The sequence below is a fragment of the Roseateles sp. SL47 genome, from assembly GCF_026625885.1.
GTDB lineage: Bacteria > Pseudomonadota > Gammaproteobacteria > Burkholderiales > Burkholderiaceae_C > Roseateles.
In genome coordinates this window covers 6332059-6347880 of the sequence record NZ_CP113068.1, presented here as the reverse complement: position 1 = coordinate 6347880, position 15822 = coordinate 6332059, and the positions used below count along the sequence as shown (strand labels likewise).

At 62.3% G+C, this 15822-nt stretch carries 10 protein-coding genes, 1 tRNA gene and 1 pseudogene; 10 read left to right on the top strand and 2 right to left on the bottom strand.

The window, feature by feature from the left end; translation table 11 throughout:
- Window position 1: 1 nt before the first annotated feature.
- The 6 genes from OU995_RS27290 (at window position 2) to OU995_RS27665 (ending at window position 10628) form a co-directional block, all read left to right on the top strand.
- Window positions 2-1741: a nuclease-related domain-containing DEAD/DEAH box helicase gene (locus OU995_RS27290; RefSeq protein WP_267833286.1), complete on the top strand. Its 1740-nt coding sequence runs from the start codon at window positions 2-4 to the stop codon at window positions 1739-1741.
- 171 nt (window positions 1742-1912) lie between these two features.
- On the top strand, window positions 1913-5041 hold the full coding sequence (locus OU995_RS27285) for an SNF2-related protein (RefSeq protein WP_267833285.1): 3129 nt from the start codon (window positions 1913-1915) through the stop codon (window positions 5039-5041).
- A gap of 18 nt (window positions 5042-5059) precedes the next feature.
- Window positions 5060-6859, top strand: coding sequence for a hypothetical protein (locus tag OU995_RS27280; protein ID WP_267833284.1), 1800 nt, complete (start codon window positions 5060-5062; stop codon window positions 6857-6859).
- 103 nt (window positions 6860-6962) lie between these two features.
- Window positions 6963-7853: an HNH endonuclease gene (locus tag OU995_RS27275; RefSeq protein ID WP_267833283.1), complete on the top strand. Its 891-nt coding sequence runs from the start codon at window positions 6963-6965 to the stop codon at window positions 7851-7853.
- 36 nt (window positions 7854-7889) lie between these two features.
- Window positions 7890-9863 carry an ATP-binding protein gene (locus OU995_RS27270; protein ID WP_267833282.1) on the top strand — a complete coding sequence of 658 codons (1974 nt, stop codon included), beginning with the start codon at window positions 7890-7892 and terminating at the stop codon, window positions 9861-9863.
- A 405-nt stretch (window positions 9864-10268) separates the two neighbouring features.
- Window positions 10269-10628 (top strand): HNH endonuclease, encoded by a 360-nt coding sequence (locus OU995_RS27665; protein ID WP_420714781.1) that lies wholly within the window; start codon window positions 10269-10271, stop codon window positions 10626-10628.
- A 143-nt stretch (window positions 10629-10771) separates the two neighbouring features.
- Here the strand turns inward: OU995_RS27665 and OU995_RS27265 are convergent.
- A tRNA-Pro gene (locus tag OU995_RS27265) sits at window positions 10772-10848 on the bottom strand.
- Between the two features lie 108 nt (window positions 10849-10956).
- Window positions 10957-11886, bottom strand: coding sequence for a polyprenyl synthetase family protein (locus tag OU995_RS27260; RefSeq protein WP_267836404.1), 930 nt, complete (start codon window positions 11884-11886; stop codon window positions 10957-10959).
- A 635-nt stretch (window positions 11887-12521) separates the two neighbouring features.
- On the opposite strand from OU995_RS27260, the gene rplU reads away from it, so the two are divergent.
- The 4 genes and pseudogenes from rplU (at window position 12522) to proB (ending at window position 15790) form a co-directional block, all read left to right on the top strand.
- Window positions 12522-12833 carry a 50S ribosomal protein L21 gene (rplU, locus tag OU995_RS27255; RefSeq protein ID WP_058934000.1) on the top strand — a complete coding sequence of 104 codons (312 nt, stop codon included), beginning with the start codon at window positions 12522-12524 and terminating at the stop codon, window positions 12831-12833.
- Window positions 12834-12871: 38 nt separating this feature from the next.
- Complete coding sequence (gene rpmA / locus OU995_RS27250) at window positions 12872-13129, top strand: 50S ribosomal protein L27 (protein ID WP_058934001.1); 258 nt, start codon at window positions 12872-12874, stop codon at window positions 13127-13129.
- 190 nt (window positions 13130-13319) lie between these two features.
- A pseudogene (gene cgtA, locus OU995_RS27245) lies at window positions 13320-14381 on the top strand (Obg family GTPase CgtA); the annotation flags it as partial.
- 290 nt (window positions 14382-14671) lie between these two features.
- Window positions 14672-15790 (top strand): glutamate 5-kinase, encoded by a 1119-nt coding sequence (gene proB, locus OU995_RS27240; RefSeq protein ID WP_267833280.1) that lies wholly within the window; start codon window positions 14672-14674, stop codon window positions 15788-15790.
- The last annotated feature ends 32 nt before the right edge of the window (window positions 15791-15822 follow it).

The following is a 15822-nucleotide window of genomic DNA, read 5'->3' as shown; positions in this document are numbered from 1 at the left end:
CATGGCCACCCTCATTCCGGACCAGCCCAAGAAGTGCCCGTATGGCGAGCGGATCGTCTACGAGAAGCTGGGGCGCGATCTCGATGCGGACTGGATCGTGCTGCACTCGCTCGGGCTGCACGGCCACGAGACCAAGATCTGGGGCGAGGCGGACATCGTCGTGTTGTCGACCAAGGGGTTCTTCTCGCTCGAGGTGAAGGGGGGCCGGGTCTCGTGCCTCGATGGCGTTTGGACCTTCGGCAACCCTGACAGCGGCTCGTACGAGAAGCGTGAGGATCCGTGGACGCAGGCCAAGGGCACCATGTTCGCGGTCCGCAAGAAGCTGATCGAGGCCGCCCCGGCCTTCGAAAGCATCCTGGATGGCTTCGGTGTCGTGATGCCCATGGAAACGTTCACGACCACAGGTGCGGAGATCGAGCCTGCGGTCCTGCTCGACAAGCGCGAGTTCAGGGCAAACCTCGGCTACTACATCGGGCGGTTGCAGAGGCATTGGATAGCAACATACCAGGCAAAGCACGGCCGCACGCCGAGGATGCCGACGAAGAGCGACATCCAGCGAGCGCGGCAGGTGCTGCGACCCGACGTCGAGTCGGCCTTCAGCCTGGGAAGCTACCTGACCGGCGTCGAGTCCAAGCTGGTCCAGCTGTCCAAAGACCAGATCCGCGCGTCGCGGCGCATGTCTGCGAACCCGCGGACGATCGTGAGGGGCAAGGCCGGCACCGGCAAGACGGTGATCGCTGTCGAACGAGCAAGACAGCTCGCTGCTCAAGGTCTCCGGGTCCTCTTCCTCTGCTTCAATCAGCTGCTGGCCAGACATGTTTGCTCGGGCCTCGCGACCGACCCTCTTGCCGAAAGGATCGACGTCAGGCACGTCCATTTGCTGTATCGGGAGGTGATCTCCAAGGCTGGCCTTCTGGACAGGCTAGGAGCGGCGTCCAACGACCAGGAACTGTTCGCCGAAGTTTTCCCGAGGACCTTCGTGGAGGCATCGCTGGAGATCGGACTCCCGTCCTGGGACGCGCTCGTGATCGACGAAGCGCAGGATCTCCTCACGCCCGACAACATCGATGCCTTCGACCTGATGCTCGGCGATGCCGGCATCAATCGTGGGCGATGGCACATCTTTCTAGATCGGAACCAGAATATCTACGGCGTCGAGGTCCAGGATCTCGTCGAGAAGCGACTGGCCGAAGCGCAACCGGCATTCGACGATCTGTTCGAAAACTGCCGCAACACGCGCCAGGTCGCGGTACAGGCCTCGATCATCTCGGGCATCGATCTCGCGATCGAGGGAGCGCCCGAAGGGCCCGAGTGCGAAAACGCCTACGCGCGTGATCGGAAGGCGCTGCTGGCACTGCTCGAAGCCACGGTGTCAAGGCTGCTCAGGCAGGACATCCGCCCTCAGGACATCGCCATCCTCTCGACACGGGCCCGCGACAAGTCCCTTGTTTCAGACGTCAGTAGCCTCGGAGGGGTCCCGCTGGTCGATGCTGCTGCGGCGAAAGACGGAGATCTGGTCTTCGCGACGATGCATTCCTTTAAGGGTCTTGAGCGGATGGTGGTGCTTGCCATCGACATGGAAGATATCGGACAGCCCGACCGGACGATGTTGCACTACGCTGGCTTGTCACGAGCCCGTTGTCTCCTCCACACCTTCCTCCAGGACAGCGCTCGCCCGGCCTATGCCGGACAGGCCGCAGCGTTCGCATCCAGGATGGCAGCGAGCGCTAAGGATGAGTAGCTGTCCCGGGACTTGTCCCTGGGGTACTGGGAATGGGCAAGCTCAGGGCCATCGGGCGGCTCGCGAAGTGGAATGCCCTCCCATGAACGCAGGCGGGCAGCGCGGACAGCATGGCTCATCCAGTGAGCCACCCGCGGGAGATCATCGCCTCATGCAAAGGGTCGGCCACATATGAGTTCTGGATACCAAGCCGGCCAGCGGGTACGCCTGAAGTCCAATCCGGTGCGGGTCGGTGTGCTTTCGGGCCAGACTGCGGGCAATCCGGCGTCACCTCGTTGGCAGGTGATTTTCCCGGACCGTACGGAGTTCGTTCCTGGTCTTGCGCTGGAACCCGTTGCCGACGAAGGTGCTAACCCCTTCGCCGACATGCGCCAGCTGCGCTTCGGTCGGCCAAGAGACCTGCGTTCGGCGCTCACGCACGCCCGTTTGGGCGGCAAGCTGGCCGATCTCATCTACAGCCTATACACGACCAACACCGACTTCTACGCGTATCAGTTCAAGCCTGTCCTTTCTTTTCTCGATTCGCCTTCGCGGGGCATTCTCATCGCCGACGAGGTGGGCCTCGGCAAGACGATCGAGGCGGGACTGATCTGGACCGAGCTTCGCAGCAGGGAAGATGCACGCCGTCTGCTCGTGCTCTGCCCCGCGATGCTGCAGGATAAGTGGAAGCAGGAACTGGCGGACCGGTTCGGCGTCGAAGCGCGGAAGTGCAATGCGCAAGAAGCCGTGGAAACTCTGGAAAACGCGGCGGGCAACCTGAGGACCTCCTTCGCCATGATCGCCAGCATGCAGGGCTTGAGAGCGCTGGCGGACGTCGAGGACGACGATGACGAGCAGTCGCTGGCCGCGCGCTTCCGGCGCATCGCCGACGACAGTGCCGGCGATGATGCGCCGCTCGACCTCGTGATCATTGACGAGGCGCACTACATGCGGAATCCGGAGACACAGACTGCGAAGCTGGGGCAGATGCTGCGCGGGATGGCCGGTAATCTGGTGCTTCTCTCGGCGACGCCTGTCCACCTTCGCAATTCGGATCTGTTCCATCTGCTCAACCTGGTGGACAGCGATTCCTTCCCCCACGAATGGTCCTTCGATCACGCATTGCAGCAGAACGCACCACTGATCGAACTGCGGGATCTACTGCTTCGCGGCAAGCCCGATATCGAGGCCATCGAGGCGGCGTTGCAGGACGTTCGCACGTCGGAGGTCGCCGAGCGGAGCGAAGCTCTCCAGTTCCTGCTGGCGTCCCCACTGGACGAGGAGACGCTCATCGATGTGGGTCGCAGGCTCTCGCTGGCCGAGCAGATCGACCGGATCAATCCAATCACCAAGGTTGTTACCCGGACGCGGAAGCGGGATGTTCACGAGCGCAGGGTCGTTCGTCAGCCGGTGGCGTTGCGAGCCGACATGTCGTCCGTGGAGGCGGAGTTCTATGACCAGGTCACCGCGGCCGTGCGCAAGTACTGCAGGAACCTCGACATGGCCGAGGGCTTCCTGCTCACGATCCCGCAGCGACAGATGTGCAGTTCCATGGCTGCTGCCTGCAGGTCCTGGTCCCGCCGGAGCAGGGACCTGGAACAGGAGATCGACCAGATCCTGTGGGACGCCTTCGGCGACGACCCTTCGTTCGACAGCAGGGGCGGGAAGCGGGTCAATGCCGACAGCCTGATCGCCCAGTTGTCGCGCATCGCACGGGAAGTCGGCGACTTTGACGCCTTGCGCAGGCACGACTCGAAGTTTGAGAAGCTGCGTGACCAGTTGCTCGAGTACTGGAAGCGCACGGGAGGTGCGAAGGTCGTGCTTTTCGCGTACTTCCGAGACACGCTGACGTACCTGGCCGAGCGATTCGCAGAGATCGGTGTCGACTCGGTGGTGCTGATGGGTGGCATGGACAAGCCGTCGGCTCTTGCGAAGTTCAAGGCACCGGACGGGCCGCGGCTCCTGCTCGCCTCGGAAGTGGCCAGCGAGGGCATCGACCTCCAGTTCTCGGCGCTCCTCGTCAATTACGACCTGCCGTGGAATCCGATGCGAATCGAGCAACGCATCGGTCGGATCGACCGCATCGGCCAGAAGGCCGAGCGGATCGTGATCCTGAATCTCTTCCTCGGCGGTTCGCTCGATGAGCGAGTCTACGTCAGGCTCTTCGAACGATTGCGGATCTTCGAGCGCGCGCTGGGCAGCATTGAAGGCATCCTCGGCGAGATGATCCGCGAGATGAGCTTCGATCTGCTCCGGCACGAGCTGTCCGACGAGGAGGAGAACGAAGTCATCGAGCAGACGTGCGTCGCGGTCGAGCAACGGTCTCGCATCGAGGACAACCTGGAGCAGGAGGCCGGGCGGCTCGTGGCGCATGGTGACTATCTGCAGCAGCGTATCGCGGCAGCCCGACAGTTGAACCGATACGTGACATCCGAGGATATTCAGTCCTATGTCAGCGACTTCATCGACGAGTACTGTCAGGGTGCCCAGCTGGTTCGCATCCGCGACGGCGAGCAACCTGTATGGGAGATCGATCTCGGCCCGGCCGTTCGTGCGGACTTCGCTGATTTCCTCGAGAGGGAGCGTCTGCAAAGCCGTACCCGCCTAGCGGTGGCGGCTAGCGGACGCCAGCCCTGCGTCTTCGAGAACCTCCTGAAGAGGAGCCGGAGTGACGCCGAGTCGATTTCCCAGTACCACCCGCTCATCTCATTCGTGCGCCGCAGGCTGGACGCCGAAGATCGGCACCGCACCGCTGTGGTTTCGGCGATGCGGCTGGCTTCCACGGACGAGCCAGGCGCCGCTGCCGGGGTCCACGTTTTCGCGGTCCACCGGTGGTGCCTGAGCGGCGAGCAGGACTCGGAGCGCCTTGCTTTCGAAGCCGTTCGTCTTGGCGAAGCTCGTGGACTCGATCCAGACTCCGCCGAACGCCTCGTTACGGTGGCCGCGATGCTCGGGCAGCCTTGGCCGGCCGCAACCGGGCAACTGAACGGCGATGCCGTCGGGGATGCATTCGATCTCGTGACGGAGGCGCTCGATCGCCGCTATGCGGCGTTCACGGCGAATGCGGGGCGCGAGAACCGGGACCGGATCGCATTCCAGCTGGACCAGATCGACCGTCAGGAGGCGCGCGAAATCCTGCGTCTCCAGGAACTCATTCATCGTCTGCGTGCGCAGGGCAAGACGCGAACGATCAAGGCCAACGAGGGGCGGCTGTCCAAGGTGAAGGAGCGTGCGGAAGAGCGGCGAGCCCGACTCCGCAAGCGCAGGGATCTTGCGCACGACTCGACGCTGGTCTGTGCCGGGGTGGTGCTAGTGGAGTGAGGGGCGCAGGGGGAAAGAATGAAGCTCGGAACCCAGTTGAGGGATGCACTAGAGGCGCTGGGCCTGAGCGGCTCGAAAGGGGCCGAACTGGCGAGACCCGGTCGCCCGGCAGAGACAGCGGCGCTTTCGCATTCGCAAGGAGTCGCGGGGATCGGCAAGGCAGAGCGGCCGGCTGGCGAGTTGGCGTACTGGAAGGATCAGGTCCGTCGTGCGTCGCCGGCCCCCGCCGAGAGATCGGCTGAGGCGAAGGGGGCGCGCAAAGCTGCGCGGACTGTCAGTACGCCGGAGAAGATGGCTCCGACAGCGCAGGCTCCTGCACCTGCGCCGCCGCGCCCGGTGACCCGGCTCGTGCGAGTGTCGCCATTCCACTCGCATCCCCTCTTCCAGCCGGATCCCTCGGAGCCGGCTGGTCTGCCTGACCTTCCCAACGGCGGCATCGAGGGGCAGCTCACCGAGGAGCCGGACAATGCGACGGACCTCATCATCGGGCTCGACTTCGGCACATCGGCGACGAAGGTTGTCGTGCGAGATGCCTTCGCGGCGACCGGCGTCTTTCCAGTTCCGCTGAGTCGGGGGCTTCCAGGCATCGACGGCTACCTACTGCCCTCGCGGGTTTTCCGGACCGGCGAGGTCTACTCGCTGGTGCAGGGAGCGCATCGGATCACGGACCTGAAGCTGGGGCTGCTCGCATGCAAGGCGCGGAGTCCGGTGACAGAGTTCAATGACTGTTGCGCATTCCTGGCTCTAGTCATCCGACGCGTCAGAGGCTGGATGCTCTCCGAGCACAGGGATGTGTACTCTCGGCATGCACTTGGCTGGCGTTTGAACCTAGGGCTGGCTACTCGCTCGTACGAAGACGCGGCCACGGTAGCGCTGTTCCGTCGACTGGCTTGGGCGGCCGCCAATCTCGCTAGTGACCGCGATGCTGCAGCGATAACTGTAGCGACGGTTGATAAGTACAGGCTCGCTTCTTTGGATGAAGCCTTGGGCAAGCCCGTTGGCCGGGGCGAGTTCGCCTGGAGCGATGTAGACGCCATACCCGAAGTTAGTGCGCAGCTGCAGGGTTTCATGTCATCGGCACGCTGGGACTGGAATTCGCGCCCCGTGATGATGCTCGTCGATGTCGGCGCTGGCACTGTGGATTCGGCGCTCTTTCATGTGCGTGCCCCGCAGCGTGGGCAGGGCGTCCTTACTTTCTATTCGAGCAGGGTCGAGCTCAATGGAGCTATGTGTCTCCATAGGTCGAGAGTCGAATGGTTGCAGGCGCATTTGCCCAAAGGGCAGGAACACGCCGATGCGTTCGAACACTTGGAAGCGATAGGAAAGCCGACCGACCGACTGAGACCCATTCCGGAGTCGGTTCGCGAATATCTTGGGGGATACACCATCGAGCTAGTCGGAACTGACGTAGATGATCGGTTCCGGAACGAGCGCTACCGCGCGCAGATTGCAGGCACTATCAACGATGCAAAGGTGGGTAAGGGCATTCCATCGACCCAACTCGCCCGCATTCCGCTTCTATTGTGCGGAGGCGGATCACGGATGCGGTATTACGGAACCATCAGTGACTCCATCAACGGAACTCGAGGCTGGGACGTCAGTGTCGAGAGCATGCGCCTGCCTCTACCGCCGGATCTCGTGGAGTCCGGCTGGCATGCTGACGACTTTGATCGGCTCTCAGTAGCGTACGGACTGAGCCTAGCCGGTAACGGCGACACCACACTTGGATCAATCGTCAGGGCGATCGAGGTGCCAGATGCAGATCGGTATCAGCCGTCCGTTCGTGACAGTGCCTTCGTGTCAAAGGACCAGATGTAGATCTGTCAGAGTTCGGGGCCGACGCGCTGGGAGGTGGGGCGTCAGCGCTGCCGATCTGCGTTAACAGGGATTTGCGCGCGCAGCGTGTTGGAGGGGTGGATCAATGAAGGCAGGTTTGATCTTCGAGGCGAGGCACTATGAAACGTACAGCCTGTGCTCGATCGTCGATGGAGTGATCAGGAACACCTCCGACCACCTGCGCATACTGGATGGCTTTCACTGCGACGGGCAATGGGCGGGATGGCTGAGGCCCTTTCAGAAGTATTCCGTTCTCCACCAGTTCATCGAGTTCTCGGTCAGACAGGTCCATGCAGAGGAATCCGATGGCGTGGATTTGGAGGAACGCAAGAGGATGTTGAAGTCCTTCGAACGGATCCCCGAAGCACTCCCCCACATGCGCCCATGCAAGCTTCCGATCGAAGAGGCCTTCGACTATCACGGCATCGGCCATCAAAGCTTCATCGAGCATCTCGCTGACATGGGCAAGAGCTTTGCGGATGCCGACGATGACGATATTTACGAATTCATGTCGGAAGTCTGGCTCTCCGAGGCCTACGAGAAGTTCATGAATATCACTGTCGACGGGGTGTTCCACGTTCTATTTCAGAACCGGATGGTGATGCGTGACTTCAATGCCTACATCTCCCGCATCCTCGGACGCGTTAACTTTGATGAGGCCGATGACTTGGATAGGTCGCTGCTGATGGACGATCGAATGCTGGTCCGCGTAAAACCGCCGAAGTGGGCCAAGGACGCTGTCTTCCATCGCGACCGCGGCCATTGTGTGATGTGCAATCTTAATCTGAGTCGTATGGCAAGCCTGGAAGACACCGAGCACTACGACCACATCGTGCCCCTGGCGAGCTGGGGCCTCAACGATGTCACCAATCTGCAGTTACTGTGCGGCCCTTGCAACCTCAAAGAGAAGGGTGATCGAGTCGCCATCACATCGGCGCGCTATCAGGCTTGGTATCCAATGGACGACGATTCGTGAGATACCTAACTATCGGCTCAAACAAAAAGGGGAGGCATGGTGGCAAAGACGAAACCTGAGGCGGACGCGGCGACCGGATCGCTTTTCGAGGAGAACTATCTCGTCCGAACGCTTGGGCGCATCGCCCAAGACCCTGAGGTCGCCCTCACCGAGCTCGTTGCAAACGCATGGGATGCGGGCGCGTCGCTCGTGGATCTGACGATCCCGCCCACCGATGAGCTTGCTCTGACGGTCGAGGACGATGGCCATGGCATGAATGCGGGCCAGTTCAAAGGCCGATGGATGAAGCTGGGCTACGACCGCCTCAAGCATCAAAGCTCGCAGGTCGAGTTCCCGCCGGAGCGCCAAGGCTGGCGTCGCAGGGCCTATGGACGCAATGGCGTCGGCCGTCACGGACTGCTGTGCTTCGCCGACCAGTATTCGGTGGAGACCTGGCGGGAGGACAAGGGAGCGAGCTTCGAGATCGGCACCCAGAGCGAAGAGAACCCCTTCAAGATAGAGAAGGAGGGTTCGTTTCTCCGGAAGGGGCATGGGACCAAGCTATCCGTCATCGTCAAGCGGCACCTGCCCGACGCTGACGCCATCCGGGAGATCCTGGCAGGCCGCTTCGTCCACGATCCTCAGTTCGTCGTCCGGGTCAATGGGGTGTCGGTCGCATTGGCCGACCAAACGGGACTCATCGAGAAGCAGGATCTTGAGATCCCTGGTTGCCCGCCGGCCGAGGCCTTCGTAGTCGACACGACGCGGACGGCCAAATACACGCTCTACCAAGGCATTGCATTCTGGGTGAACGGGCGCCTGGTCGGAGTGCCAAGCTGGGTTGTCGGCGCGGAGGCTGTGATCGACGGCCGGGCGCGCTTCGCCAAGCGCTTTTCAATCGTCATCAAGGCCGATGACGGCTGGCTGCCTGAAGTCGAGCAAGACTGGGTCCGCTTCCGCAGCGGCAAGAAGGTCGATGCCCTCTTCGAGGCCGCACGCGACTATGCCAAGAAAGTCTTCGCGCAGCTCTCCGCGACGCTGGTTGAGGAGAGCTCCGAAGAAGCCCTCGTCAAGAACCGCGAGGACTTCAAGGAGCTTTCGCCCCTGGGCCGAGCGGAGGTGGCCAGCTTCGCTCGCGATCTGGTGAAAGCCACGCCTACCGTCTCCCAGGACGTGCTATCGGCCGCAGTGCAGGCGCTGATCAACATCGAGAAGGCGCGCGGCGGCGCGGCGCTGCTCGAAAAGCTCACCAAGCTGGACGAATCGGACATCGAGGGGCTCGATCGTCTGCTTAGCCAGTGGACGGTTCGCGACGCGCTGTCAGTGCTGGATGAAATCGACCATCGCCTGGCGGTGATCGTGGCCATCGAGAAGCTCGCTGGCGACGAAGCGGCCGACGAACTGCACACGCTGCACCCGCTGGTGACTCAGGCCCGATGGCTATTCGGCCCCGAGTTCGACAGTAGCGAATATTCGTCGAACGTCAGCCTGCGCACTGCCGCCGAGAAGGTTTTCAAGAAGCGACTGTCGACAGAGGCCTTCATCAACGCCAAGCAGCGCCCCGACATCATGACGTTGGCCGATGCAACCTGCTCAATTGTCGGCACCGAAGGATTCGACGCGGCCGATCCCACGCTGACGCGGATCCAAAACGTCCTGATCATCGAGCTGAAGAAGGGCCGCTCCGCGATCGGCCGCGAGGAGATGAACCAGGGCAATGGCTATGTCCAGGACTTTCTTGGCAGCGGCGCGCTCGACGGCACGCCGATGTTCCGCGCGTTCGTCGTCGGGCATGAGATCACCGCGAAGACCACGCGCGAGATCGAACTCAAAGAAGAGGGCGTGCTGCGTGGCAGGGTGCAGGCCGTGACCTATGGCCAGCTCACGCGGTCGGCTCATCAGCGGTTGTTCCGCTTGAAAGAGCGAATCCCGGCACGCTACGAGGATGTGTCCGGCGCGGACCTGTCTGCGAAGGTCATGCAGACCGCGTCACAAGCGAGTCTCGCGTTTGCAGCGCCAGGCAAAGATTGAACAGGGAGGCCGGGCCTGTCATGGCGCATCGGAATCGTAGACCCGGGTAACCGTCCCCTACTTGTCGACGGCATTTGCGACATGGTATCGAAGGCCCCAAGCCGACACCTCGCTTCGCTGTGGCATGTTTCCTCTTGAACGCAAGTTCCCCGCTTTCCCTCCCTGAGCGGGCTATTGCACGACGGCTTTGGTTTCTCGTCCGCCTGATGCGCAAGCTGGGCGGATTTTTCTTTGCCCGGCCGGCCACATTGCCGATGGCCGCAGCATTTAGCAAAATGGAGCCGCGCGTGGCCGGGAGGCCATGCCCGCTGAACCCGCTATGGGGCAGTACAGCCGATACGCGTTAGCGACGGCGCCCGTGATGGCCGGCTATCGGTAGCGGGGACTTTCCATCCTGGAGTCCCTATGCCATCAAAGATCCAAACCCTCCGCCGCAAAGCCTTCGACCATCAGGACGGGCGCTGCTGGTATTGCGGCGTCCACATGTGGCTCGCCTCCCCTGACGAGCTATCGGTTGCAAGGCGATCGGGTTTATCTCGCTTGAGGTGTACCGCAGAGCACTTGGTGCCTCGGGCAAGCGGCGGCCGCGACGCACCAGAAAATGTTGTTGCCGCATGCCTGCACTGCAACTGCACCAGACACAGGCGTAGAGCCCCTCCCGAACCGACTGCCTACCGGTCCGAAGTTATGCGCCGAACGAGGCGTGAGGGTTGGCATCCTGCTTGGGTGTTCCGCCTCGGGCTATGCGCCACAGCCGAGAAGTAGGCGAGTCCGCAAAAAAAATGTCCCAAGAACCTCTGCGGTCTTGGGACATCTTTGGGACACCCAGATCTTGAATTTACTCTAACTTGGCATCAATGCCTATGCAGAGTAGTTCAGCATAAATGCTTGATCTAGAAGGAAATTCCTGGTCGGGGTGAGAGGATTCGAACCTCCGGCCTCTACGTCCCGAACGTAGCGCTCTACCAGGCTAAGCTACACCCCGATGGTGCCCATCAATGGATGGATCAATGTTTGATCGCAATCTGTTGATGGTTTTGCTTCAATCGATCAGTTCAATCTCTTGAAAACCGCTCTGAACTACCGAGCTGCTTCAGGAATTTCTCTCTACCGACTGAGCCGCAAATTCTAGCAGACTTTCTCGCCACTTGTTAAGAGGTAAATGAGACAAGCACTGCTTCGCTTGTTCGATCTCCGCGCGAGCGGCATCACGGGTGGCTTCCAATGCGCCCGTTCGGCGCACGATCTCCACGATGTCCTTCAGCCGTTCCACCTCGCCATGCTCGATGGCGTGGCGGATGAGGGCACGTTCCTGCTCGGTGCCACGCTCCATCGCAATCAGCAGCGGCAGCGTCGGCTTGCCTTCGCGCAGGTCATCCCCCACGTTCTTGCCCAGCGATTCGCTGCTACCTTCATAGTCCAGCGCGTCATCGATCAGCTGGAAGGCGGTGCCCAGGGCGCGGCCGTAACCGGCGCAGGCATCTTCCAGATCGGCGGCTGCATCGGCCAGCACCGCACCTAAACGGGCGCTGGCTTCAAACAGTTTGGCCGTCTTGTAGCGAATGACACGCAAGTAGCTGTCCACCGCCACATCCGGGTCATGCATGTTCATCAGCTGCAGGACTTCCCCTTCTGCAATCACGTTGGTGGCGTCCGCCAGGACCTCCAGCACCCGCATGCGATTCACCGACACCATCATCTGGAAGGCGCGGGAATAGAGAAAGTCACCCACCAGCACGCTGGCGGCGTTGCCAAACATGGCGTTGGCGGTCTGTTTGCCGCGGCGCAGCTCGGACTCGTCCACCACATCGTCGTGCAGCAGCGTGGCCGTGTGGATGAATTCAACCACCGCCGCCAGTTCACGGCTGGCTGGGCTGTCGGCACCCAGCGCATTGGCAAACATCAGCACCAGCTTGGGCCGCATGCGCTTGCCACCCGCATGAATGATGTAGGCGGAGATCTGGTTGATCAGGGCAACGTCAGAAGACAGGCGGCGCGCGATGACGGCATCGACCTCTTCCATCTGCGCATTCAGCGCAGCGAGGACCTCGGCAACAGGGGTAGAGGCAATGGGCTGCACTCTTGGCTCACAAAAGGGGGGAACGCGGATTATAGAAAGGCCTGTCGACTTGCCGGGGGAGGGGTGCGGTTTCTCGCACGCTTGTTGACGTGATCTCGCGACCCTTCACGTCGAGGGTCGGGTGTTGTCAGTGCAGGGAAAGGGCCTCGTGGCACCATCGCTCAGAACTCGGCATGGCACCGGCAAATCCTTGGTGTGACAAATTCACGCGAATGCTTCGGGGCTGGGTAGCGCTTCCAGCCCCGTGGGTCCGGCAGCGGCGACCTCCATGCCGGTTTACCGATGCCCTGTGTGGCCCAGTTTCGCCCTGTGTTGTCCGGTGACGCACGGTGACACCCGCAAAGCCGACGCCAAGCCCCAGCCCTGCGCCCCTGCAGGGCCTTTGGCTTGCCTGCGGGAAACCCCTTGTGCTAGGATCTGCGGCTTCCGCGCTTTTGGCGGAGTGTTTTCTTTGGCGAAGAAAAAGTACCAGCAGCCTGGCGCCATGGCTAAAACCATGCCGAGCCAGCGAACTGGGAGCGCTAACCGCCGATTCTGGTGGTTGAGTGAAGTCAAAGTTGTTAGTTGAAAGGGCTGATATGTACGCGGTCATAAAAACCGGTGGCAAGCAATACAAGGTTGCTGCTGGCGAGAAGATCAAGGTAGAACAGATTGCTGCGGAAGTTGGCCAAGAGATCGTGATCGAGCAGGTGCTCGCCGTGGGTAACGGTGGCGACCTGAAGATCGGGACTCCCTTGGTTGCTGGCGCAAGCGTGAAGGCCACTGTGGTGGCTCATGGCAAGCACGACAAGGTGCGCATCTTCAAGCTGCGCCGTCGTAAGCACTACAAGAAGAGCCAAGGCCATCGCCAGACCTACACCGAGCTGGAAATCAGCGCGGTGAACGGCTGATCCGTCGGCTGATCCACGCAACCATTAAGGAGTAATCCATGGCACAGAAAAAAGGCGGCGGCTCAACACGAAATGGCCGCGACTCCAAGCCCAAGATGCTGGGCGTGAAGGTGTATGGCGGTCAGGCCGTGTCGGCCGGCTCCATCATCGTTCGTCAACGTGGCACCAAGTTCCACGCTGGCACCAACGTGGGCATGGGCAAGGACCACACGCTGTTCGCGCTGATCGACGGCGAAGTGTCCTTCACCGTCAAGGGCGAAAACAACCGTTCCACCGTCGTCGTTACGCCGGTCTGAATCTGTTGTTGAGTTCCTGATGTGCAGTGGCCGGGTTCGTCCCGGCGCTGCGCAACGCCAGAGCCCCGGCATTGCCCGGGGCTTTTGTTTTTCTCACGAATGCGCACCGCGCGATTTGTGAAACCTCGGGCCGCGCGGGAGCGTCGGACCATGAATTACGATTGTTCCGCTCCGGGACAGAAGGCCATCCATGAAATTCGTTGACGAAGCCACCATCGACATCGCCGCCGGCAATGGCGGCGCGGGCTGCGCGAGTTTCCGCCGCGAGAAGTTCATCCCCTTCGGCGGGCCGGACGGCGGCGACGGCGGCCGGGGCGGCAGCGTGTATGCGGTGGCAGACCGCAACCTGAACACCCTCATCGACTACCGCTATGCCCGCCGCCATGAGGCGCGCAATGGCGAAGCCGGCCGCGGTTCGGACCAGTTCGGTGCCGCAGCGGAAGACATCATCCTGCGCATGCCGGTCGGCACCATCGTGCGCGACCTGGAAACCGACGAAGTCATCGCCGAACTGCTGGAGCCGGATGTGCCGTTGCTGCTGGCCAAGGGCGGTGACGGCGGTTTCGGCAACCTGCATTTCAAGACCAGTACCAACCGCGCCCCGCGTCAAAAAACGCCCGGCTGGCCCGGTGAGGTCAAGAAGGTCAAGCTGGAACTGCGCGTGCTGGCCGACGTCGGCCTGCTAGGCCAGCCGAATGCGGGCAAGTCCACGCTGATCGCCGCCGTGTCCAATGCACGTCCCAAGATCGCCGACTATCCCTTCACCACGCTCTACCCCAACCTGGGCGTCGTGCGCGTGGGCCCGGAAAAGAGCTTCGTGATTGCCGACATCCCCGGCTTGATCGAAGGTGCGGCCGAAGGTGCCGGCCTGGGCCACCAGTTCCTGCGTCACTTGCAGCGCACCCGTGTGCTGCTGCACGTGGTGGATCTGGCTCCCTTCAATCCGGACGTGGACCCGGTGAAGGAAGCCAAGGCCATCGTCAAGGAACTGCAGAAGTACGACCAGACTTTGTATGAAAAGCCGCGCTGGCTGGTGCTGAACAAGCTGGACATGGTGCCGGCCGAGGAGCGTGCCGAGCGTGTGAAGGACTTCGTCAAGCGCTACAAGTGGAAGGGCCCGGTCTTTGAGATCTCGGCGCTCACCCGCGAAGGGTGTGAGCCGCTGATCCGCGCCATCTACGACCACGTCGCCGCCATCAAGGCGCCGCCGCCGGAAGATCCTGATGTGCGGTTCGATGAACCGGTGCCGGAAGCGCCCAAGGCGTTCCAGGAAACCCGCGCTACCCGTGCCGCCAAGGCGAAGGCGCTGAAGCTGGCGAAGGAGGCCAAGGAAGCGGCGGCAGCGGGTGAAGACGCCGTGGCGGCGAGCCCGGCCGCGGCCCCCAAGCTCGCCGCAAAAACCGCCACCAAGACCGCCACCAACAGCGCTGCCAAAGCCGCCCCCAAGGTCGCTACCAAGACGGCTGGCAAGGGCGCCAAGGGCAAGAAGGCTGACAAGGCCGAGAAGGCGCCTGAGCGCGATCCCCGCTTCGACCCCGCATCATGACCAGCGTGCTCCAGGGCGCCCGGCGCATCGTCGTCAAGGTCGGTTCCAGCCTGGTGACCAATGAAGGTCGCGGTGTGGATGCCGAGGCCATTGGCAACTGGTGCCGCCAGCTGGCGCAACTGGCCCTGGAAGGGCGCGAAGTGGTCATGGTGTCCAGCGGAGCGATTGCCGAAGGCATGAAGCGCCTGGGCTGGTCCACCCGCCCGAAGGAATTGCACGAGTTGCAGGCAGCTGCGGCGGTTGGTCAGATGGGCCTGGCCCAGATGTACGAAACCAAGCTGCGCGAGCACGGCCTGACCAGCGCACAGGTGCTGCTCACCCATGCCGACCTGGCGGATCGCGAGCGTTATCTCAACGCCCGTTCCACCTTGCTGGCGCTGCTGCAGCACCGGGTGCTGCCGGTGATCAACGAGAACGACACGGTCGTCAACGACGAAATCAAATTCGGCGACAACGACACGCTGGGTGCCCTGGTGGCGAATCTGGTGGAGGCGGATGCGCTGGTGATCCTGACCGACCAGAAGGGCCTGTACTCGGCCGATCCGCGCAAGGACCCCACCGCGCGGTTCATCGACCAGGCGGTGGCTGGAACGCCGGAACTGGAAGTGATGGCCGGCGGTGCCGGCAGCAGCATCGGGCGCGGCGGCATGATCACCAAGATTCTGGCGGCCAAGCGCGCCGCCAGCAGTGGCGCCTCCACCGTCATCGCCTGGGGCCGTGAGCCCGATGTGTTGCTGCGTCTGGCCCATGGAGAAACCATCGGCACCGCGCTGCTGGCCAGCACCGCCAAGCTGGCCGCCCGCAAGCAGTGGATGGTGGACCATCTGCAACTGCGCGGCTCGGTCCGTGTGGATGCCGGCGCCGCCATCAAGCTCAAGGATGAAGGCAAGAGCCTGTTGCCCATCGGCGTGCAGGAAGTGCAGGGCGATTTCCACCGTGGCGACGTGATTGCCGTGCTGGACCCGTCCGGCCACGAACTGGCCCGAGGCCTGACCAACTACTCCAGCGCCGAGGCCCGCCTGATCGCCCGCAAGCCGTCCTTCGACATCGAGCGGATCATCGGTTATGCGGCCGAGCCGGAGCTGATCCATCGGGACAACCTGGTCCTGCGCTGATCTCGCGCCCGCCCCTCCAAGGGGCAGCCTCA